The organism is Marasmitruncus massiliensis, assembly GCF_900186535.1.
In the GTDB taxonomy this organism is placed as follows: Bacteria; Bacillota; Clostridia; order Oscillospirales; family Ruminococcaceae; genus Anaerotruncus; species Anaerotruncus massiliensis_A.
Map to the genome: position 1 here is coordinate 1,007,516 of NZ_FYDE01000005.1, position 21,441 is coordinate 1,028,956.

The 21,441-nt window shown below is 48.9% G+C and carries 25 protein-coding genes; 19 read left to right on the plus strand and 6 right to left on the minus strand.

Translation table 11 applies throughout. The features are described 5' to 3' along the window. Positions 1–108: 108 nt before the first annotated feature. The 10 genes from C1A10_RS12885 (at position 109) to trxB (ending at position 7,517) form a co-directional block, all read left to right on the plus strand. Positions 109–693: a TRAP transporter small permease gene (locus tag C1A10_RS12885; protein WP_180951133.1), complete on the plus strand. Its 585-nt coding sequence runs from the start codon at positions 109–111 to the stop codon at positions 691–693. Beyond that, positions 690–1,985, plus strand: a complete 1,296-nt coding sequence (locus C1A10_RS12890) for a TRAP transporter large permease (protein WP_101910645.1) — start codon at positions 690–692, stop codon at positions 1,983–1,985. Before C1A10_RS12885 ends, C1A10_RS12890 begins: the two co-directional genes overlap by 4 nt. Positions 1,986–2,011: 26 nt before the next feature. Continuing rightward, positions 2,012–2,932, plus strand: a complete 921-nt coding sequence (locus tag C1A10_RS12895) for a dihydrodipicolinate synthase family protein (protein WP_101910646.1) — start codon at positions 2,012–2,014, stop codon at positions 2,930–2,932. A 29-nt stretch (positions 2,933–2,961) separates the two neighbouring features. Continuing rightward, positions 2,962–3,969 (plus strand): ribokinase, encoded by a 1,008-nt coding sequence (locus C1A10_RS12900; protein WP_101910647.1) that lies wholly within the window; start codon positions 2,962–2,964, stop codon positions 3,967–3,969. A gap of 12 nt (positions 3,970–3,981) precedes the next feature. Next, on the plus strand, positions 3,982–4,593 hold the full coding sequence (locus C1A10_RS12905; RefSeq protein WP_101910648.1) for a KpsF/GutQ family sugar-phosphate isomerase: 612 nt from the start codon (positions 3,982–3,984) through the stop codon (positions 4,591–4,593). Positions 4,594–4,607: 14 nt separating this feature from the next. Continuing rightward, entirely contained in the window at positions 4,608–5,015 is a 408-nt protein-coding gene (locus C1A10_RS12910) for an RbsD/FucU family protein (protein ID WP_101910649.1), read from the plus strand. A 129-nt stretch (positions 5,016–5,144) separates the two neighbouring features. After that, complete coding sequence (locus C1A10_RS12915) at positions 5,145–5,351, plus strand: 4Fe-4S dicluster-binding protein (RefSeq protein ID WP_101910650.1); 207 nt, start codon at positions 5,145–5,147, stop codon at positions 5,349–5,351. Beyond that, positions 5,351–5,956, plus strand: coding sequence for a 4Fe-4S binding protein (locus tag C1A10_RS12920; protein ID WP_101910651.1), 606 nt, complete (start codon positions 5,351–5,353; stop codon positions 5,954–5,956). The genes C1A10_RS12915 and C1A10_RS12920 overlap by 1 nt, the downstream gene beginning before the upstream one ends. Positions 5,957–6,077: 121 nt before the next feature. After that, complete coding sequence (gene trxA, locus C1A10_RS12925; protein WP_101910652.1) at positions 6,078–6,389, plus strand: thioredoxin; 312 nt, start codon at positions 6,078–6,080, stop codon at positions 6,387–6,389. Positions 6,390–6,611: 222 nt separating this feature from the next. Continuing rightward, positions 6,612–7,517: a thioredoxin-disulfide reductase gene (gene trxB / locus C1A10_RS12930; protein ID WP_101910653.1), complete on the plus strand. Its 906-nt coding sequence runs from the start codon at positions 6,612–6,614 to the stop codon at positions 7,515–7,517. A gap of 54 nt (positions 7,518–7,571) precedes the next feature. Here trxB and C1A10_RS12935 read toward each other — a convergent pair whose 3' ends face one another. Next, positions 7,572–7,868, minus strand: a complete 297-nt coding sequence (locus C1A10_RS12935) for a DUF2325 domain-containing protein (RefSeq protein WP_101910654.1) — start codon at positions 7,866–7,868, stop codon at positions 7,572–7,574. A gap of 105 nt (positions 7,869–7,973) precedes the next feature. Then, entirely contained in the window at positions 7,974–8,339 is a 366-nt protein-coding gene (locus C1A10_RS12940; RefSeq protein ID WP_101910655.1) for a metal-dependent transcriptional regulator, read from the minus strand. 222 nt (positions 8,340–8,561) lie between these two features. Here C1A10_RS12940 and C1A10_RS12945 point away from each other — a divergent pair, with 222 nt between their 5' ends. The 4 genes from C1A10_RS12945 (at position 8,562) to C1A10_RS12960 (ending at position 11,431) form a co-directional block, all read left to right on the plus strand. Continuing rightward, positions 8,562–8,771 carry a FeoA family protein gene (locus tag C1A10_RS12945; protein WP_180951134.1) on the plus strand — a complete coding sequence of 70 codons (210 nt, stop codon included), beginning with the start codon at positions 8,562–8,564 and terminating at the stop codon, positions 8,769–8,771. A gap of 18 nt (positions 8,772–8,789) precedes the next feature. Then, positions 8,790–9,011, plus strand: a complete 222-nt coding sequence (locus C1A10_RS12950; RefSeq protein ID WP_101910657.1) for a FeoA family protein — start codon at positions 8,790–8,792, stop codon at positions 9,009–9,011. Positions 9,012–9,117: 106 nt separating this feature from the next. Beyond that, the gene (gene feoB / locus C1A10_RS12955; protein ID WP_101910658.1) at positions 9,118–11,268 is read left to right on the plus strand and encodes a ferrous iron transport protein B; all 2,151 of its coding nucleotides are present in this window, start codon (positions 9,118–9,120) and stop codon (positions 11,266–11,268) included. Positions 11,269–11,284: 16 nt separating this feature from the next. Further along, positions 11,285–11,431 carry a FeoB-associated Cys-rich membrane protein gene (locus C1A10_RS12960; RefSeq protein WP_101910659.1) on the plus strand — a complete coding sequence of 49 codons (147 nt, stop codon included), beginning with the start codon at positions 11,285–11,287 and terminating at the stop codon, positions 11,429–11,431. A gap of 59 nt (positions 11,432–11,490) precedes the next feature. Here the strand turns inward: C1A10_RS12960 and C1A10_RS12965 are convergent, their stop codons facing one another. Continuing rightward, positions 11,491–12,939, minus strand: coding sequence for an amino acid permease (locus C1A10_RS12965; RefSeq protein ID WP_101910660.1), 1,449 nt, complete (start codon positions 12,937–12,939; stop codon positions 11,491–11,493). 213 nt (positions 12,940–13,152) lie between these two features. Here C1A10_RS12965 and C1A10_RS12970 point away from each other — a divergent pair, with 213 nt between their 5' ends. Continuing rightward, entirely contained in the window at positions 13,153–13,635 is a 483-nt protein-coding gene (locus C1A10_RS12970) for a methylglyoxal synthase (RefSeq protein WP_101910661.1), read from the plus strand. Between the two features lie 88 nt (positions 13,636–13,723). Here the strand turns inward: C1A10_RS12970 and C1A10_RS12975 are convergent, their stop codons facing one another. The 3 genes from C1A10_RS12975 to C1A10_RS12985 all read right to left on the minus strand — a co-directional run bounded on the left by C1A10_RS12975 (position 13,724) and on the right by C1A10_RS12985 (position 16,416). Then, positions 13,724–14,914, minus strand: coding sequence for an anti-sigma-I factor RsgI family protein (locus C1A10_RS12975; protein ID WP_101910662.1), 1,191 nt, complete (start codon positions 14,912–14,914; stop codon positions 13,724–13,726). Further along, positions 14,911–15,630, minus strand: a complete 720-nt coding sequence (gene sigI / locus C1A10_RS12980) for an RNA polymerase sigma-I factor (RefSeq protein ID WP_180951135.1) — start codon at positions 15,628–15,630, stop codon at positions 14,911–14,913. Before sigI ends, C1A10_RS12975 begins: the two co-directional genes overlap by 4 nt. 342 nt (positions 15,631–15,972) lie before the next feature. Then, positions 15,973–16,416, minus strand: coding sequence for a Fur family transcriptional regulator (locus C1A10_RS12985; RefSeq protein WP_242968929.1), 444 nt, complete (start codon positions 16,414–16,416; stop codon positions 15,973–15,975). Between the two features lie 239 nt (positions 16,417–16,655). Here C1A10_RS12985 and C1A10_RS12990 point away from each other — a divergent pair, with 239 nt between their 5' ends. Genes C1A10_RS12990 through C1A10_RS13005 form a run of 4 tightly spaced genes read left to right on the plus strand, consistent with a single transcriptional unit; the run spans position 16,656 to position 21,422 of the window. Beyond that, the gene (locus C1A10_RS12990) at positions 16,656–17,717 is read left to right on the plus strand and encodes a CobW family GTP-binding protein (RefSeq protein WP_101911665.1); all 1,062 of its coding nucleotides are present in this window, start codon (positions 16,656–16,658) and stop codon (positions 17,715–17,717) included. 27 nt (positions 17,718–17,744) lie between these two features. Next, complete coding sequence (locus tag C1A10_RS12995; RefSeq protein ID WP_101910664.1) at positions 17,745–19,025, plus strand: YibE/F family protein; 1,281 nt, start codon at positions 17,745–17,747, stop codon at positions 19,023–19,025. Further along, on the plus strand, positions 19,009–20,598 hold the full coding sequence (locus C1A10_RS13000) for a permease (RefSeq protein WP_101910665.1): 1,590 nt from the start codon (positions 19,009–19,011) through the stop codon (positions 20,596–20,598). Before C1A10_RS12995 ends, C1A10_RS13000 begins: the two co-directional genes overlap by 17 nt. Beyond that, entirely contained in the window at positions 20,598–21,422 is an 825-nt protein-coding gene (locus tag C1A10_RS13005; RefSeq protein ID WP_180951136.1) for a TIGR03943 family putative permease subunit, read from the plus strand. The genes C1A10_RS13000 and C1A10_RS13005 overlap by 1 nt, the downstream gene beginning before the upstream one ends. Positions 21,423–21,441: the final 19 nt, after the last annotated feature.

Sequence of the window (21,441 nt, forward strand, 5' to 3'; positions counted from 1 at the left end):
CATACCGTGGAAGACCCGGCGGTATGTCCCCTTTGGATACGGGTACATCGTTCATCTGCCTTTAGGCGCATAACGGTGGAATGATTGAATGAAGGGGAAGGGAGCCATTTGAAACAGACAGCCAAAAAAGCGATTTTTCTGGTTCGTGATATTTTAGAGCTTTATATTCCTGTTGTCGCATTTGTCGGGCTCTTCAGTGTGTTTGTCCTTCAGGTGTTCTTTCGCTACATCCTGCGGAACCCCCAGTCATGGGCGACAGAAGTCACTGCGGCCTGTTTCCTGTGGACAGTGCTGCTCGGCGCATGCTATGCACAGCGCAAAAAGAGCCATGTGATGTTTACACTGGTTTATGATATGCTTTCTGTAAAATGGAAAGCGTTTACCGCTTTCTTGGGGAACCTGATTATTGCGGCGGCATTTGCAATCAGTGTGAAGCCGACCTGGGATTTTATTCTTTTTATGAAAGTACAGAAAACAAGCATCCTGAAAATCGGTATGCATCTGATTTATCTTCCGTACATTGTATTTCTGATTTTGATGCTGATTTATACAATTGCAGATCTTTATGCGGATTTTATGACCTTTACCGGTCTTGGCGGCAAAAAATTTGAAGAAAAACTGATAGAAGAAAGTATCCCTGATTATCAGAAAGCAATTGACGATGCAATCAAGGGAGAGGAGGGGATCGAATGAATATCGCATTGATTACATTTTTGATTATATTCGTCCTGATCTTTGTTCTTCGCATGCCGATTCCGACGGGCATGATGGCAGCCTGTATCTTTTATTTTGTACTTAGCGGAACCAATGTGAAGATGGTGGCCCAGCAGACCATGGGCATGTTGTTTTCCAATTATACCATTATCGCGGTCCCGCTGTTTATTTTTGCGGCAAACGTCATGAATTCCGGTAAAGTCACGGAAATGATTTTTGGGTTCTCTCAGGGAATTGTCGGGCGGTTCCGCGGGGGGCTTGGTCACGTGAATGTTCTGGCATCCCTGATTTTTTCCGGCATGACCGGTTCGGCAATCGCCGACGCCTCCGGTCTGGGCAAAATGGAGATACAGGCAATGCGCGACGAGGGCTATGATGACGGCTTTAGCTGCGCGATTACAGCGGCCTCTGCAACCATCGGCCCCATCTTTCCCCCAAGCATTCCAATGGTCATCTACGCCATGCTTTCCGGCGCATCGGTCGGCGCCCTGTTTATGGGCGGCATGGTTCCGGGCGTCCTGCTGGCAATTGCGCTGATGGTTTACATTGCGGTTATAGCACGCAAACGCAACTATCCCCGCAGCGCCAAGCTGGTGCTGAGCGAATACCTGAAATATACGCTGCGGGCGATCCCGGCCATCCTGACGCCGGTGATCCTGCTGATTGGTATTTATACCGGCATTATGACACCGACTGAGGCGGGCGCGGTTGCCGGATTGTATGCTCTGCTGGTTGCTGTTTTAGCATATCGTGTGCTAAACTGGGATGGATTCAAAAAGGTCCTGATTGATACCGTTCAGAGTACCGGAACAGTTTCGCTCATGGTGGGTGCCGCCACTTCTATTTCCTATATTGTCGCCAAAGAACAGATTGCGGCGAAAGTTGGCGATTTGATTCTTTCCATGACCGACAACAAATATGTCTTTCTGCTGCTGGTCAATATTGCGTTCCTAATTTTGGGCATGTTTATTGATACATCCGTGATTCAGGTCGTCTTTATCCCGATTGTGCTGCCGCTGGTTTCTGCAATGGGGATTGACCTGGTGCACTTCGGCCTGGTTGTTGTGTTTAACATGATGATCGGCCTGTCAACGCCTCCGTTCGGAATGCTGCTGTTTATTACCAGCGGGGTTTCGGGAACACCGCTCAAAGATGTCATCAAGGAAATCTGGTGGCCGATTTTCGCGATGCTGGTTGTACTGATTGCCATCACTTATTTTCCGAACATCGTACTCTTCCTTCCTAAGATCTTCCTGCACTACGGTGTATGATCAATTATTAACTTGAGGTGATTCAAATGGCATTTTCTATCCACGGCGGCGTGTGGCCGACCATGATTACCCCGTTCACTGACGACAACAAGGTGGATTTTCAGGCAATCGAAAAAATCTGCAATTGGTATATTCAAAAAGGCTGCAACGGTATCTTTGCTGTCTGCCAGTCCAGCGAAATGTTTTACCTGACCAAACAGGAAAAGACGGACATTGCGAAAGCTGTTGTAGATGCGGTGGGCGGGCGTATTCAGGTGATTGCATCCGGACACACCGATTCGGACAAAAAGACACAGTTTGAAGAGATTGAAGCCATGATGAAAACCGGTGTGGAAGCATATGTGCTCGTCAGCAACCGGCTTGATCAAAAGGGCGACGATGAAGAAGCATTTGTCAAAAATGCAAATGAAATTTTTGACAGGTTCCCCGAAGTCGACTTTGGCATTTATGAGTGCCCGATGCCGTTTAAGCGGCTGGTGCCCCTTGAGTTTCTTGCCGATGCCGCAAAATCCGGGCGGATGGTGTTCCTGAAGGATACCTGCTGCGATTACGAGCTGATCAGGGAACGGCTGAAGGTGGTTGAGAACAGCCCGCTGAAAATCTTCAACGCGAACGCGGCCTCTTTCTTTGACAGCGTTACTCATGGCGCCGCGGGCTATAACGGCATCATGGCAAACTATCACCCCGATTTGTATAAATGGGCGGTTGACCATAAGGATACCGATTATGAAAAGGCGAGACTGCTTGCAGACTTCATCACCGAAGCGGCAATGATTGAAATGCGGCTGTACCCTGTCAGCGCGAAATACCATATGAATCTCGAAGGGATTCCGATGAGCCTGGTTACCAGAAGCGCCGACCCATCCCGGTTCGACAAAAACGCGAAAATGGAAGTTGACAGCCTCTTTGCGCTGGAAAACAAAATCCGCAGCCATCTTGGAATATAAGGCATAGAGTGGGAAAGGGGACATCCTGTATGTTAAAGAAACCGAAAATCTTAGTCGTCGGCAGTTTCGTAATGGATTTGATTGTATCCACTGAAAAATTTCCCGGGTCCGGGGAAACGGTTCTGGGTAAAAGCTTCCGTACCGCCCCCGGCGGGAAGGGTGCAAACCAGGCCGTGCAGGCCGCCCGCCTTGGCGCGGACGTTACCATGGTCGGGAAAGTGGGCGACGACGGCTTCGGCCGCGAACTGATTGCGTCCGCAAAGGCGGCGGGTATCCATACGGAGCATATATTGGTTGACCCGGACACCTCTTCCGCAGTCGGAAATATTTTGCTGGAGGTATCCGAAGGGCAAAAAAGCAAAAACCGGATTATTGTTGTGTCGGGCGCGAATATGAAGATCACACCGGAAGAGGTGGCTTTTCTCAAAGAAGAGATCGCATCTTACGACATGGTGGTCCTCCAGCTGGAAATCTCGATGGAAATTAACGAGATTGTTGCCGGATATGCGTTTGAAAAAGGCGTGCCGGTCATGCTGAATTCCGCGCCTTCCGCGCCGCTGTCCGACGAGCTGCTTTCCCACCTCGCCTATATTTCACCCAACGAGCATGAGGCCGCCGACCTGACGGGCGTAACCATCCGCTCGGATAAACAAAACGGCGTCAATATGGACGATGTGAAGTCCGCAGTGCGCGCGCTTCTTGACAAAGGCATAAAAAACGCTATCATTACACTTGGAAGCAATGGAGCGGTAGTGGCCAGCGCACAGGACTTTGCATATGCGTCCTGCGTGGATGTTGTGGAGGTCAAGGACCCGACTGCCGCCGGGGATTCGTTTGTTGCCGCGTTTGTAACCGGGCTTTGCGCCGGGCTTACGCATCAGCAGGCACTGGATTTTGCCAGCTATACAGCGACGATCACCGTTTCACGCATGGGCGCCCAGCCTTCCCTGCCGACTTTGAATGAGGTAATTGATTTGATGGAGCGGGAACAGTTCGGCGGGTTTGACCTTGCGATGCTGGCACCGCTCAGACAATAAGGAGGCAGTCACATGGATCAGGAAAGCAGACAGGCACTTCATGTCTTTCTGGAAAAAGCGAAAACAGAATTTAACGCATTTGCCGATACAATCGGAAACGATGCTTATGACGATGCGGTGCAGGTCATTCTGGACGCGCAGAAAAACAAAAACCGCGTGCATATCACGGGAATCGGGAAGCCAAGCCATGTGGCAAATTATATGGCTTCGCTGCTCTCTTCGACCGGTACGCCGACCTATTTCCTGCATGGAACGGAGGCGGTGCACGGCTCCTGCGGGCAGCTCGTTCCGGGCGATGTGGTGATCTGCATTTCCAACAGCGGGGAAACCGCCGAATTAAAAGCGACCGCAACGGCAATCAAAAATAACGGCTGCAAAATCATCGGCGTTACCGGAAATCCGGAGAGCTGGCTTGCGAAAATTTCCGACGCTCATTTGTTTGCCGGCGTCAAAGAGGAAGGCGGACCGCTCAACCGCGCGCCCCGCGCCTCGATTCTGGCAGAAATTCTGGTACTTCAGGGCTTGAGCATTGTTCTGCAGTCTATTCGTGGATTATCGCCGCAGGAATACGTTACCTGGCATCCGGGCGGGTCGCTAGGTAAACTGCGCGACAACGAAAAATAAGGGAGGAACCAGCCATGTTGAAGACATCCTGCATCAATCCGGAAATCATGAAAACGCTGTCCCTCTGCGGACACGGGGACAAAATCCTGATTGCCGACGGAAACTATCCGCTTGACAGCAAGACGGGGGATTCCAAGAAGGTCTACCTGGGTGTAGCGTCGGGGATTCCAACCGTTACGCAGGTTCTGGAAGCGCTTTTGGGCGGTATTAACGTGGAAAAAGCGGAAGTGATGGAACCCGGTGACGGAAGCCGTCCGGAGATTTTCAGTGAGTTCGAAAAGCTGCTGCCGGGTATGACGCTGGAAGGAATCGATCGGTTTGAATTCTATGATGCCTGCAGCGAACCCGCGGTTCGCCTCTCTATTTCCACAGGCGAAAAACGCATTTTTGCGAATATTCTGCTGACGATCGGGGTCGCATAATTTTGACAGGATGAAAAGACAAGCCCTTCCGGTTCGCCGAATCGGTGGGGCTCGTTCGTGATTTGGTTACAGACAGCACCGCTTTCTTTCTATATACTTTCAGTATAAAAAGAAGGTGGTGTTGTCTGTTTGTCTGTCAAAACAAGAAAACGTGCGGTTGTTGCACAGGAGGAATGCGTTGCATGCGGCTGCTGTGTGCCTGTATGCCCGAAAGGTGCAATCCATATTGAAAAAGGAATGCACGCCCAAATAGAGCAGACCCTGTGTGTGGGATGCGGAAAATGTAAAGCAGTCTGTCCGGCTTCAGTCATTCAAATGGCGGAGGGAAACGGCTGATGAAGAAGAAACACTGGTACCAATTTCTTTGGATTGCCTCGGCGGTTTATCTCCTGCTTGGGTTTGTGAATATCCTGTTTGCATGGTTGGGGATGCTTTGCTTTCTCATTCCGGTGCTGATTGCGGTATTGAAAGGCGATAAAGCCTATTGCAACCACTATTGCGGCAGAGGACAGCTGTTTGAACTTCTGGGAAATCGGCACGGCCTGTCACGTAAAAAAGAAATCCCGTCTTTTCTGCGCAGCAGATGGTTCCGCTACGGCTTTTTGATTTTCTTCTTTATCATGTTTTTCAATATGCTGTTCTCAACCTATATGGTCTTTGCCGGTGCGGCCGGCTTAAAACAGGTCGTTACGCTTATCTGGACGATCCGGCTTCCCTGGAACTGGGCTTATTCCGCGCAGGGAATCGCGCCGTGGGCGGCGCAGTTCGCTTTCGGATTTTACAGCGTGATGCTGACTTCCACGGTGCTGGGATTTGCGACCATGCTGTTGTATAAACCGCGCAGCTGGTGCGTTTACTGCCCGATGGGTACCGCGACACAGCTGATTTGCAAGGCGAAAAACCATGGGAAGCGCACAGGCAAAATAAAGGGTGGTTCATAAAATGGATATTACAAAGCCGTTTTGTGATTTGCTCACAGAAAAAGAAGTTCAAATGGGTATAATAGAAGCATAACAAGCCACATAACCATTTTGTAATATGAAGATTAAAGGAGACGATCTTATGTCAGTTGTAACAGTAACAAAAGACAATTTTGAGCAGGAAGTCATGAAATCTCAAAAGCCCGTGCTGATCGATTTTTGGGCATCCTGGTGCGGGCCATGCAAAATGCTTTCCCCGCTGGTGGACGAGGTCGCCGAGGAAGCGCTTTATGCGAAAATCTGCAAGATAAACGTCGATGAACAGCCGGAATTGGCGGGCGTGTTTCGAGTTATGAGCATCCCGACGCTTGCCGTTTTGAAAGACGGGAAGGTTATCAGTACATCGGTCGGCGTCCAGTCAAAAGCAAAAATCCTCAAAATGATTGAAGAATAACAGCCAGCAAATACGGCGGCACGGTGGCCGCCGTATTTGCTGTACCGGTATCTGAAAAACGGGCAAAACAGGAAAAACCGTGACTTTTTTTGTAAAATATGGTAAGCTATCCTAAAATAAACGAATACAACAGGAGAATTCTCCGAAGAATGATAGAAAAAGCCGGTCAATTACGCAGCGGGACCCGCAGGGACGGCTTAAAGCAAAAAGGGAGGCTGGAACATGTACGATATTATCATTATAGGCGCGGGAACAGCGGGGCTTTCCGCCGCGATCTATGGTGTTCGTGCCGGCAAAAAAGTTCTTGTATTGGAAAGTGCTTCTTATGGGGGGCAGATCGTTACCTCACCGGAGGTGGAAAACTATCCCGGGATCAAAAAGATTTCCGGATTTGAATTCGCCACAAATCTGTATGAGCAGGCGATGGAACTGGGCGCGGAAATTGAAATCGCCAGGGTAACGCAAATCAGGAAAGACGGCGTGCAGAAAATTGTGGTGACGGAAGAAAAGGAATATGCCTGCCGGGCGGTGATTCTGGCTTCCGGAGCGAAAAACCGTCCTTTGGGCCTTGCAAAGGAGCAGGAACTGATCGGCAAGGGGATCTCTTACTGCGCTACCTGTGACGGCGCATTCTATAAGGGCAAACCGGTTGCCGTAAACGGCGGCGGCAATACAGCTCTGGAGGACGCGGCCTTTTTGACCGGCTACTGCGAAAAGGTCTATCTCATCCATCGCCGCGATTCATTCCGCGGAGAGCATAAGCAGGTGGAAGCGCTCCGGCAGAAAGCGAATCTGGAGTTTGTCCTTGACACGAATATCGTGAAACTGATCGCGGATGAGAGGCTGAAAGCCATAGAGGTTCAGAATACGAAAACGAAGGAAACCCGTGTGATTGAGGTCAGCGGTTTGTTTGTCGCAATCGGGCAGATGCCGGAAAACAGCGCGTTTTCGCCGCCTGTACAGTTGGACCAGGCGGGCTATATTATTGCCGGCGAGGATTGTAAAACCAATGTGGATGGCATTTTCGCCGCGGGGGACTGCCGCACCAAGACGGTTCGGCAGCTTGCGACCGCGGCGGCCGACGGCGCGGTTGCCGCGCTGGCGGCATGTGAATATATCAGAGCCTGAGAACCAGTTAAAACGCCCTGTCCGTTTCTGCGGACAGGGCGTTTTGGTATTCTGTTAAGCCTGCATTCTGGAACAAATTTGTTCCTTTAGAATATCTTTTAACGCGCAGGAACTGCTGCTGTGGGAACGAGCGATACAGGTTTTACAGCGGTCGGCTTCCTGTACGGCACAGCTGACCATGTTATGGGAAACCGTACTGGTAAATAAAATCAGCAAGTCCGGGCTGCCAATCTGCTTTCTGAAATCTGCCGGCATCTTGGTGAAAACTTTTGCTTTGTAGCCAAACTGCTTGCAGATCATTTTATATTGGGTTTCCATTCGTTCGTTTCCGCCAACAATGACGACACTCATTAAAATCCCCCATTTCCAGATCATAACCTTACGTGGTTAGTCTTAACTAACTAAGCGGATATTATCATAGAAACAGGGGAATGTCAACATGAAAATTTAAAAATTTTATAAATTTCCCACATGTTCTTTCATTTTTTGGAAAGTCAATTCACTGATATCATGCTCAATTTTGCATGCATCCTGTGCGGCAATATCAGACGGAACCCCCAGAGCTGTCAGCCAACGGGTAATTAACTGGTGACGTTCATAGATTCGCTCGGCAATTTCCAGCCCTGATTCCGTCAGCTCAATCCAACCGTCCCTGTCAACGACAATATAGCCGTTTTCTTTGAAAAGAGACATGGCATGGCTGACACTGGGTTTGCTGAAGTTCATTTTTTGCGCAATATCGATTGAACGCACAGCTCCTTTTTCTTTTTTTAATATTAAAATTGTCTCCAAATAATTTTCAGCCGATTCGTGTATTTTCATTCCGGCACCTCCTGTAAAGATCGTTTATTATCTGAATTGCATGATTTTTAATGCGGTTGTCTGTTTTATTGTAGCACGTTGCCGATTCCATCTCAACCCCTTCAAAATATTCAAAACAGCATTGACAAATCTGGTTAGCCGTGGTAAACTACAGATGGATTAAAAGTTAGCTTTATCTAACTACAGGAAGGGCAATCAGCAGCCATAAAAGGAGGAATAGTGATGCCGTTAACAATGGTCGGTTCCGGTACGGTCAACACGGTGAAAAAAATAAACGGGAAAGATGAGACCAGGCGCTTTCTCGAAAGCCTCGGTTTTGTGGAAGGCGGAGTTGTGACAGTGATTTCCGAGCTTGGCGGAAATCTGATTGTCAACGTCAAGGATTCTCGGGTGGCAATCAGTAAAAGTATGGCCAACCGGATTATGGTTTGATAGAAAGGGCGGAAAAACATGAAGACATTGAGAACCGCAAAATGCGGGGAAACTGTTACAGTGGCAAAACTGGAAGGGGAAGGAGCGCTGAAACGTCGGATTATGGACATGGGCATCACAAAAGGCACGGCGATCTTTGTTCGTAAAGTGGCTCCCCTGGGCGATCCGGTGGAGGTTACTGTGCGGGGATACGAGCTAACCATTCGCAAGGGAGACGCCGAGAAGATCCTTGTCGAATAGTTTGCGGGGAACCGCGTTTTTTTGTTCCCGGAGGTTAGCTGATGCTAATCAAAAAACGGCTGTACAGCAATCAGCGGGGCGTCCCCGCGGAGGAGGGTTTAACGAAATGTCAATTACGATAGCACTTGCAGGAAATCCGAACTGCGGCAAAACGACAATGTTTAATGATTTAACCGGTTCTTCCCAATATGTGGGCAACTGGCCGGGCGTAACAGTGGAGAAGAAGGAAGGAAAGCTTCGTGGTCACAAAGACGTGATCGTGACCGATCTGCCCGGAATTTATTCACTGTCTCCCTATACGCTGGAAGAAGTGGTGACCAGAAATTATATCATCGATGAAAAACCGGATATCATCGTCAATCTGGTGGATGCGTCCAATATTGAGCGTAACCTTTATCTGACGACCCAGCTGACCGAGATGGGAATCCCGGTAGTTGTTGCGCTGAACATGATGGATATCGTGAAAAAGAACGGCGACCGGATTGATACGCAAAAATTGTCCGCAGCAATCGGCTGTGAAATTGTTGAAACATCCGCGGTGAAGGGAATCGGCTCAAAGGAAGCTGCGGAACGGGCCGTTTTGCTGGCAAAACAGCGTGTGCAGACCGTTCCGCAGCATACGTTTGACAAGCGGGTGGAAGATGCGCTGGAGCAGATTGAAAGCCTGATAAGCGAAATTGTCTCTTCGGAAAAATCCCGTTGGTATGCAATCAAACTGTTCGAGCGGGATGAAAAGGTGATGGAACGCTGTGGATTTACACAGGAAACAAAGGATCACCTGGAAGAAATCATAGTCGATTGCGAGAAAAAGTTTGATGATGACAGCGAAAGTATTATTTCCAATGAACGCTACCAATATATCGGCAAACTTGTAAAGACCTGTGTACATAAAAAGACCACCGGAATGACGACTTCCGATAAAGTAGACCGGATTGTCACCAACCGTTGGCTGGCGCTGCCTATCTTTGCAGCGGTGATGTGGGTGGTCTATTTTGTATCTGTCTCCTGGCTGGGAACGATTGTAACCGACTGGACCAACGATACGCTGTTTGCGGAAACTATCCAGCCTGCTGTTACAGCTTTCCTTGAAAATGTAGGCGCTGCTGAATGGCTCATTGGGCTGATCGTGGACGGCTGCATTGGCGGTGTAGGCGCGGTGCTGGGATTTGTTCCCCAGATGCTCATCCTCTTCTTTTTCCTATCCGTTCTGGAGGATTGTGGTTATATGGCGCGCGTCGCCTTTATTATGGACCGGATTTTCCGCAAATTCGGCCTTTCGGGGAAAAGCTTTATCCCGATGTTGATCGCGTCCGGATGCGGTGTGCCCGGCATTATGGCTTCACGTACGATTGAAAATGAAAAAGACCGCAAAATGACGATCATAGTAACAACCTTTATCCCCTGCGGCGCGAAACTGCCTATCATTGCGCTGATCGGCGGAGCGCTATTCCCGGACCAGACCTGGGTTGCGCCGGCCATGTATTTCCTCGGCGTGGGCGCGGTTATCCTTTCAGGCGTGATTCTCAAAAAGACCCGCCTGTTTGCGGGAGATCCGGCACCTTTCGTGATGGAGTTGCCCCAGTATCATATTCCGGGTGCAAAGGGTGTTTTGATCCATATGTGGGAACGCGGAAAATCTTTCGTTATTAAAGCTGGTACTATTATCTTTGCCGCCTGTGGTATCGTGTGGTTCCTTTCCAACTTCGGGTTTGCCGACGGCGCGTTTGGCATGGTCGATGCGGAAGTAAGCTTACTGGCTGTGTTGGGCGGCTTCGTTGCTCCGATCTTCGCTCCCCTTGGATTCGGCACCTGGCAGGCAACCGTTGCGACAATTACCGGGCTTGTGGCTAAAGAAAATGTCGTCGGAACATTCGGTGTCCTGTTTGGCCTTGGTGAAGTGGCCGAGGATGATCCCACGCTGCTGAACAGCGTTTCCGCAATGCTTACTTCCGTTACCGCGATGTCCTTCATGGTGTTTAACCTCATCTGCGCACCCTGCTTTGCTGCTATTGGTGCGATCAAGCGGGAAATGGGCGGTTGGAAATGGACATTGATCGCGGTCGGTTATCAGACTTTGCTTGCATATGTGCTGGCCTTTATCATCAACCAGCTTGGCTCGGTTATTTTTATGGGGGCATCGTTTGGAGTCGGTGCGGTGCTCGCTATCATCATGGTGGCAGTTATCGTGTGGCTTCTGCTGCGCTCGTACCATCCGGAAAAAGCAAAGACATTAACTGCTGTAAAAGCGGGCGTCTAAGAAAGGATTTGATTTTATGGCAACCTGGATTATCGGTGGAATTGTAATTGGCGCTATGGCGCTTGCAATCAGATATACCTGGAAAAAGCAAAAGAACGGCGAGTGCACAGGAGGTTGCTCCGGCTGCGATCATTGCGCAGGACATTCTCACTCGCCCCAGTAACAGAATCAGTTATGAAAAAGGTGCCGCTGCGTTTAGCAGCGGCACCTTTTTCATGCGATCTAGTTATCGCCGTTCTCCTTTTTGTTCTCTTGAGGCGGATCGATTAATTCTTCAGCGGTTTCGGCTGAGAACCTTGCCTGAAGACCGCGAAGATTCTGCCGCCTTTGCGGTTGATTCTTTCGTATGCGGTTTAAGAATTGCATTGCCACATAGCAGATAAAGTAAAAAAGAATCAGCGATATCCCGGCGATTAGCCCCGAAGTCTGCCCGGACACAAACGGCATACTGACAATGATGATGACAAGGGAAAGCAACACAAACAGGGAAGTGAACGGAAATCCCCACAGCTGACATTTCCCGTCCGGCGGGCAGCCGTTTTTTTTGCGGAAACGGATATGCGTTGCCATGATGATGACATAGGTGAACAGCAGAGCGAAACCGCCGGAGCTGATTAAAAAAAGGTAAACACGCGGCAGCAGCATTCCAAGCCCCAGCCCTAAGAGCATGCCAAAGCCGGAAAAAAGAATGCCGCGATAGGGAACATCCCTATGGTCCTGCAGCCAACCGGGCGCAAGCCCTTCTTCCGCCAGGGAGCGCATCATACGTCCCAGGCCGAACATGGAGGCAAGCATCGTCGAAAGGATCGCCGTAATCAGTACCAGATTGATGGCAGTTCCCGCCCATCCAAAACCGCGCCGGTTCAAAGCGGCCACAAACGGGCTGGTGCTTTCATTAATTTCAGCGGTCGGAATCAGAAAGAGCAGAACGGCAATGGAGATAATATAGAATCCGACCAGACAAAAGACCGTATAGCGGATCGCTTTCGGAATCGTTTCTTTAGGGTTTTCCACCTCTGAAGATGCCAGCCCGATGATTTCAAAGCCCGCGTAGGAGAACATCACGATCAGCATGCTGCCCGCAACGCTTTTTAATCCTCCGGGCATCAAAGGCTCCCGTGTCAGTTCCTGAGCTCCCGCAGCGGCGTTTTGCGGAAAAACCCCAAAGATCAATAGCGCCCCCATGATTACAAAGGAAAAAATTGCAAACAATTTAATAATTGCAAGGCCGCTTTCCAGCTTGCTGAGCTTATCAGCGCCTAGCAGGTTCAGCAGGGTGACGCCGATAATGATGCCGCCGCCAAGCAGGGGCAGGGACATATTCGGAAGCCACTCCCGTACCAGGATGGAAACGGCGGTGGCTTCGCTGGACATCGCCAGAACCATTCCCGTCCAGTAGACCCATCCCACCACAAAACCGGTTCCCTTGCCGAACGCCTGTGCCGCAAATGTGCGGAAAGAACCGGAATCGGGATTTGCCACCGTCATTTCAGAAAGGGCAAACAGGATAAAATAGACCAGCAGTCCGCCAATGATATAAGCAATTAGAATAGAAGGCCCGGAAGCGTGAATGGCGACTGAGGAACCCAGAAAAAAAGACCCGCCTATTACAGTTCCCAGCGCCATCATCGTCAGCTGCCAAGCCGATAACCCTTTTTCGCGTTTTTCCATATACAGCTATCGCGTCCTTATCGTTCATAGGTTTGTTTCGCTGTTATTATTCGTGAAAAAAGAATGGTTATCAGCGCAGGCTGAATTTTACAGCCCATAAATAAAAATTAGATTGTTTCATCACAAGATGTCTGGTATAATAAGGAAGGTAAATCAGATTAAAAAGGATGCATGAAATGATCTTGATCAAATTAACTGCAGGGAGGCATAGCAATGATTGAGGATAAATATATTCACTTTACAATCGGCAGACAAAAACATATTGCGCTGATTGCGCACGACAACAAAAAAGAAGAAATGATTGAATGGGTGCAGGCTAATCAGGAGATATTAAAGAATCATTTCCTTTGCGGAACAGGAACGACCGCCCGCCTGATTGCGGAAAAAACCAACCTTCCGGTAACCGCTTATAACAGCGGCCCGCTCGGCGGTGACCAGCAGGTCGGCGCGCGTATTGTGGAAGGCAGAATTGACTTTGTCATTTTTTTCTGGGACCCTCTCGAAGCGCAGCCGCATGACCCGGATGTCAAAGCTCTTTTGCGTATTGCCGCGGTTTATGATGTGCCGATTGCTTATAACCGTTCCACCGCGGATTTCATGCTGACTTCCCAATATATGGAAGGCGAATATGACCGCCGCGTACTCAATTATGATGCGATTAACCGCGAGCGGATTGAAAAATATTTGGCAAAATAATCGGAATCCGGAACTATGTTTTTAAAACAAATCTCCAGACCGGCGCTGGCACCGGCCTGGAGATTTTTATCATGCGTTTTAAAATGAATTATTTTTTTGAGCCTTTATTGGAACTGTTGTCTGTATTTCCGCCGTTGTCGGACTTATCGGTGGACTTTGTCTCCGAATTGCCAGAACTCTTGCTGGCTTTTTCCGTTGTTTCCTTATCAGCTGCTTTGGAGGCTGCCTCCTCCTTGGCAGCGGCTTTGGAGGATGCAGCCGCTTCTTTATCAGCAGCTTTGGAGGACGCAGCCGTTTCTTTATCAGCAGCCTTGGAGGACGCGGACGCTTCCTTATCAGCAGCTTTGGAGGATACCGCGGCTTCCTTTTCGGCAGCCTTGGAAGATGCCTGAGCGGCTTTGGTATCTGCTGTCTCAATGCTTGCAGTGGAAGACGACGCTTCAGAAGAAGATTCGCTCTCCGATGAACTGGAGGATTCTTCGCTCGAAGAGCTTTCAGAGTCTGTTGGTTCCTCAGCGTCTTTGCCTGCCTTCGCAGCTTTTTTAGTTTCCTTGATGGCCTTCATGATCTCCTTGACCGGTTTGTTCAGCCAATCTTCCGTGCTGATCGTTTCAGAGTCCCCCGCGCTGGCCTGCAGCTTTTCCACAAGATTGAGCTTTCCTGGGGTTACGCCCAGCTGTCTGGCTTCCTGAACGCGTTCCAATCCGACACTGATGGCCTCAACTGCAACGTCGTCGCCAGTTTCTTCCACAGTTTCCTCAACCTGCTGCTGAAGCTCCTCCGCCAGGCTCTCCGCTTCTTCTGAATTGTCCCCGGCGGTTGCAATCACAATTCCGCCTTCTTCAGCGCCTTCGAAATAGCCGTTTTCGGCAATCTGGAGGACAGTCTGGGAGATGGCCTCCTCAATCGGCTTATGCTTGAGCTTCTTTATGCCTAATTCTTCTATAATTTCTTTCCCATCGTCGTTTACTGCCTTAACGGTCAGAACCCGCTTGAAACGGTTTAGGGAGTATTCCACCGAAGGGTTGACATCAAGGCTGACATAAGAATAAGGAGTGGCATATGCCCATGCTGTGGTACCCAGAACACAAACTAAGGCAGCCGCCGATATTGCGGAAGCCAGCCACTTTGTATGTTTTTTCGCTTGATAAAACGACTGTTCTTTCAAATCAATCACCTGTCCGATCGTATAGTTTTGATTTTTCAACTTCACGATATTGCCATCGTCGGAAAGAACCGCAGCGTAACTATCTCTAAAATCTATCACGATTCCTCTCATTTGCACAGCTCCTTTCCAATGGCGCGTATATAATCTGCGAGGTAAGGATACTCTCCGGATAGTATCACTACCGCCGCTATAATATACTTTCGGTAGCGTTCGATTATTTTTCGGGGTATCTGCGCATTTTTTTCAATACGGTTCAGCGGCAGCTGCCTGGTACGCGATAAAGTATCCAGCAGTTCAGGGTGGTTGACCATATATCGAATAATTTCAGCGCAGGCAAGCTTTGTTTTTTTCGCTTTGGGCGAACAGGAGACAAGGTCAAAAAAGGAAAAACCAAATTGCGCTAGAACTTCATTGGCTGCTTCGATTTCGTATTTCAGCGAATCGTCGCTTCTTTGAGAAACCGTTTTTGAAACCGCCTGTGTCACGGCAATTTCTTCTTCCTCCGTTTCTGAAGGAGTATCAAAGATGTAAGGGTCCACTGCGATTTCATGTGCGTATTTATTTTGCTTTCTTTGGTAATCAATCAACCTTCGGCAGATCACTTTATCTGCAAAACTAAAAAAGCTGCCCTTGTCCAATTGATAGCCTTCAACGGCTTGTACAAAGGCCTGCAGTGCAATCGCCCATTCGTCGTCGCTTTTGGAGATATAGCGGTGGGTTATTTTCGAAGCGGTTTTTATAATAAAAAATTCACTTTGCGCAATCAGTGTATTTAGTGTGGTTTCATCTGTGCGGGATTGCACTGCAATCTGATCAATTTCCTTCAAATGAATATCCCTCCCAAGCAAATTTTTCTGTTCCATTATATCATAAAAAGAATCAAGCGATATTTGGAAAAAAATCCACATAATTTCGCCTGAAAACGGCTCCAAGTATTTATAGGTCAATAAACAATTCGTAACGATTTGCATTTTTTATAAGGTCATCCGAAAAAAATTTGACTTTCGAATATCATAACAGAAATATAGTTCTGTCCGCGTTATCCAAATTTCAAGCTTTATGATTGCGTTTTCAATAGAAAGCAATCACAAAAAGCGCAGGAACAAATTTTGTTCCTGCGCTGATGAAATCGTGGTTATTGCAGCAGGGGGCAGAACACCCGCTCCCTGCTATGCTTTGTTTTTTGCTTTTTTGGCGCACTTTGGACAGATTCCGCAGAATTCCAAACTATGCCCGTTAATCGTATAGCCTGTTTTCTTTTCCAGTTCCGCTTCCAGTGATTCTAACGGGCAGTTCTCAATCAATATGATTTCATTGCAGGCCGTGCAAACCAGACGATGCTTATGCTGGTGACTGCTCAGCTGATAATAGGTTTTGCCATCCTGGCTGATGCTTTTGAGCAGAACTCCTTTTTCAGACAGGGTAGACAGTGTGCGGTAAACAGTGGAAAGTGTAACGGGTTCACCGTTCTGAAAGGCTTTGGCATAGATGTCTTCCGCAGTCAAAGATACAGCCGCATCTTCTATGATATGCAGCACAGTTTGGCGGCTTCTGGTATTTTTTAAGGCATTTATTTTTAAAATATCGTTTGCCATCGTTTCACCCGAAATCATCGTTTCTTCCCTCACAGTATACTATTGCATTTGCTGTGTGTCAAATCTTCCATGAAAATGAAAATTTTTTTAAAACTATTTTGAATTGCCTTGACAGTGCCTGAAAATAGCTCTAGTATGAAATGCAAATGGTTCTTGTTTGCTGTTGAGCGCATCTCAAATTTTGCAAAGACAGCATGAGGATATTCATCCATATATTAAGAAGAGCCCGGTTGTGGGATTTTGAAAGGATTGTAACGATGGCGAGGATTGATATTATATCCGGATTTTTGGGGGCAGGAAAAACGACACTGATCAAAAAGCTGCTGAAAGAATCATTTTCCACTGAAAAAGTTGTGCTGGTGGAAAATGAGTTCGGGGAGATTGGGATCGACGGCGGATTTCTCCGTGAAGCCGGGATTGAGATTCAGGAAATGAATTCGGGCTGCATCTGCTGTACGCTTTCCGGCGACTTTACAAAAGCGATTAAGGAGGTTGTCCGGCGTTTTTCTCCGGAACGTATTATCATCGAACCGTCCGGTGTCGGTAAGCTGTCAGATGTTATCAAAGCCTGTGAACGTGCTGTGCAGACGGACGAATTGAAACTGAATATGTGTATATCTGTGGTGGATGCCACGAAATATCGGATCTATGTGAAAAATTTTGCAGAATTCTTCACCAATCAGATTGAACATGCAAAGACGATCATTCTCAGCAGGACGCAGAAGATGCAGGAAGAAAAACTGCGAGAGGTGGTTCTGGATATCCAGAAGCGCAATCCTAAGGCGAATGTGATCACCACCCCTTGGGAAGAACTGGCGGGGGAACGGATTGTGGCAGCCGCGGAATCTGATACGGCCCGTTCGTTTATTGAGCATGCGGTGGCTGCGACACAGCAGCCACACAAACACGGGTTACACTGTACCTGTGATCACGACCATGACCATGAACATGAACATGAACATAATGATCACCCGCAGGGCTGTTCCTGCGGCCATGAACATGAAACAGATGACGCCTCATGCTGTGAACATCATCACGCGGCTGACGAAGTATTTGGAACATGGGGCGTGGAAACGCCCAGGCAGTTTACCCGGGCGCGGCTTCAGGATGCTTTGAACAGCCTGTCTATGAACTCGGAATATGGAAACGTGCTGCGGGCGAAAGGGATTGTTCCGGTTGAAAACGGGGAATGGGTACAGTTTGACTATGTCCCGGATGAAACAGAAATCCGCCCGTGCGCCCCGGATTATACCGGGCGGCTTTGCGTGATTGGTGAAGATCTTTGCGCCGACTGCCTCAGCGCATTGTTTGAAGTTTAAAAAACCGCGGAAAGAGGAGAGCCTCAATTGAAACAGAAGCTCATTTGGCTAGCGACGGTCGCGGCTTCATTACTCTGTATCATTCTCGGAAACAGGGTTGCCGTTCAGGGGCTGACATCGTTCAGCGGAGCCGAAACTGCCTCGGTCGAAAAAGTCAGGGTAATCGAAATACTCAGTAAAGAGACGGTAAAACCCGAATATGCGGGGATGCCTGGCGACAACATTAATATCAAATTTCGCGCGGTGATCCTCAGCGGTATCCACAAGGGAGAGGAACTGGAAGCAATGCAGCTGATTAACCCGATGCAGCCCCTCCCAATCAAGGAGGCGCAGCCGGGTGTCAAATTTCTGGTCACCAAAGACCAGTCGGGCGTTTATGACGCCGATACATGGTATGCGTCACAGGATGTCAGGAGCGACGCGCTGATTGGATTAGGGCTGTTTTTTGCGGTGTGCCTGCTCCTGTTTGGACGAATGAAAGGATTTGATACCATTCTGTCGATGGGGTTCACCTGCTCGGCGATCTTTCTGGTGCTGATCCCGGCGATATTGTCCGGAAAAAACATTTATGTCTGGTCGATGCTTGTTTGCTCGTATATCGTAGCCATGACGCTGCTGATCGTCACAAGAGCCAATATGAAAAGCCTCGGGGCCGGACTTGGATGTGCGGGGGGCGTGCTGGCGTCCGGAGGGCTTATGTTTTTCATGAGCCATATCATGAGCTTGACAGGAATGGTCGACGAAGAATCGTATTATTTGCAATTTTTAAACGGCGAGAACCCTATCGATATGAAGGCAATCATCTTTGCTGCGATCATCATCGGCGCGATCGGGGCTGTGATGGATGTCGCCGTATCAGTTGCGACGTCGCTGTATGAAGTCTGCAGAAACACCGAGCATCCGGATTTTTTCCTGATGGTAAAATCGGGGTTTGCCATTGGTCAGGATATGATTGGCACGATGGCGAACACATTAGTCCTTGCATATATCGGAAGCTCGCTTTCGACCGTTTTACTGCTTGCCGCTTATAACCGTTCGATTCTTTCGCTGCTGAACCGTGAAATGATCGTCGTCGAAATTTTGCAGGCGCTGATCGGCAGCCTTGGCATCCTGCTCACAATTCCTCTGACCTCCGTGGTTTGCGGCTTCCTGTATGCGGGCAGGCCCCGCCTGAAAAAATTTCGCGGGCCAAAAGCTGGGAAACAAGACAGGATGGCTATTGGAAATGACTATGGCGGGCTGACGCAGTATGATACTCTTCGGAATAAATTCTCGGAATTGGAGGGGCAGGATGGAAGTTCAGATTGATGTGGTTACGGGGTTCCTTGAATCCGGGAAAACCAGCTTTATCCAAAGCCTGCTGGAGCGGGACGTAATAGCGGCGGGAAGGCCGACTGTCCTTTTGGTATGCGAGGAAGGGCTCGAAGAATATGATCCAGAACAGCTGAAAGCTAAAAATATTACTTTGGTAACGGCGGATGATCCAAACACCCTGAATCAGACATTCTTTCAGAATTTAATCGGAACCCATAAGCCGCACCGTATCCTGGTTGAGTATAACGGTACATGGAAGATCGGCAGCCTGCTGAAAATCAAGCTTCCGGACGGCTGCAGGATCAACAGTATTGTGGGGCTGGTGGATGCCTCCACCTTTGAAACATATATGTCCAATATGAGCCGTATGATGGCGGAACAGCTTGCGAATTGTGATGTGATCTTTGTCAACCGGTTTGAGGAGCTTGAACCGGAGCAGGCAGATATCATTCGGAGAAGTTTAAAAAATATCAACCGAAAAGCGGAAAAGGCGTTTTTTAAAAACCGGATACCGAAGAATATTTTAAAACGTTATTTCATGATTGCCGGCCCCAGCCTTTGGAAAGTTGCAAAGGGCTTTCTAGTCGTTTTTCTGTTTTGGGCGGTCGTTATGTATTTTCAGGCGGTGCAGGCTCTTGCGCTGGAAAATCAGTATACATTTCTGCAATCGGTCAATACCATTTTTATCAGTATTCTTCTGCAGGCGATTCCGTTTGTTTTGATCGGGGTTTTTACCTCTTCCATTTTGCAGGTATTTGTTTCGGATACGCTGCTTGTCCGCCTGTTTACCAAACATCGTCTGTTGGGTGCGCCGCTGGCCGTTGTTCTGGGCGTGTTCTTTCCGGTGTGTGATTGTGCAATGGCGCCTGTCGTTGCCCGTATGGTGCGTAAAGGAGTCCCGCTTTCCTATGCGGTCACCTTTCTGCTTGCGGCTCCGGTAGTCAACCCGGTGGTCATATGGTCCACGCTCTATGCGTTCCCGGGGCAGCCCCGGATTGTACTGCTGCGGGTGGTTTGGGGCATTCTGGTGGCGCTGATTGCGGGCCTGCTGATTCCGCTCCTTTGGAAGAAGGGACTTCCTGTCCAGCGGACGATCATTGATTCGACCTGCGCCAGCGGATATATCGGTGACAGTTCTTCCGAAGGCTTCCGAGGTAAACTGGAAATACTGTTTCGGCACGCGGGTATGGAATTTTTCAATGTGGGGCGTTATGTGGTGGCCGGCGCACTGATATCGTCCGTGTTGCAGGTGCTGGTTCCCAAAACCGCGCTTTTGGGAACAGCACAAAATGTTGTGCTGGCACCGCTCGCAATGCTTGTGGCGGCATTCCTGATGTCGGTCTGCTCCACTTCCAACGCGTTTATTGCCAGGAGCTTTTCTTATACGTTCCCGATTGGGTCGGTGCTGGGTTTTATGGTAATGGGGCCGATGCTTGATTTGAAGAACCTGCTGATGCTGATGAGCGGTTTCCGTAGAGGTTTTGTTCTTCGTCTGGCGGGACTGCTGGCAGTCATCGGCTGGATTGGATTTGTGACAGCGACAATCGCTGGGCAGGGGGTGTTATGATGAAAAAAATCAATGGGGAAGTTTTATTGCAGATGATTCTGATCGCTGTCATCGATGCTTTCCTTGTCGGTTTGCTTGTTACCGGAAAAGTGAAAAATTATATCCATCCACGTTTGATTTTATATCTGTGGTTTGCGGTGGGAGCATTGGCCGTCATTGCGCTTTTGATGATTCCGGTGATGCTTCAGCCCCGCCACAAGGTAAGCCTGTTCCCGTATCTTATTTTTGTGTTTCCCCTATTGACCGGTTTCATTCTGCCGCCGACGACAGATATGGCGCAGGTAGCGGGGATCGGGACAGGAAAGACAATCTCTTCCCCCGGGTTGTCCGAACAGGCCCCGCAGAACCTGCAGGATACGGTTTCTCAGCTTACTTTCCCGGAACAGGAAGCATCGCAGAGCAGTTCCTCAGCCCCAGAAAGCGGTGAATCCGCTGAAAAGGTCGATGTTCCGGACGGGGTGACTCTGATCACCGACGACGAATATCTTGACTGGTATATGGATGTTTATGAAAATCCGGAAAAATACGAGGGGAAGCAGTATAAGATCAAGGGTACTGTCTTTCGGATGGACGGATTTGCCGATAATGAGTTTGTCCCGGCCCGCATGGCGATGGTATGCTGCGCCGCGGATTTGGCAGCGGCGGGCTTCCTGTGCAGGGCTGACGATGCAAAAAAGTGGAATGATGGCGACTGGATATGGGTAACCGCAACCATAAAGGTTGAATTTGAAAAAAATATGGGAGAAACCATGCCGATCCTTTACCCCTCCTCCATTGAACCAGCGGAAAAGCCCAAAGAAGAATGGGTATATCCCACCTATTAAATTATCTGCCCCGGATTCC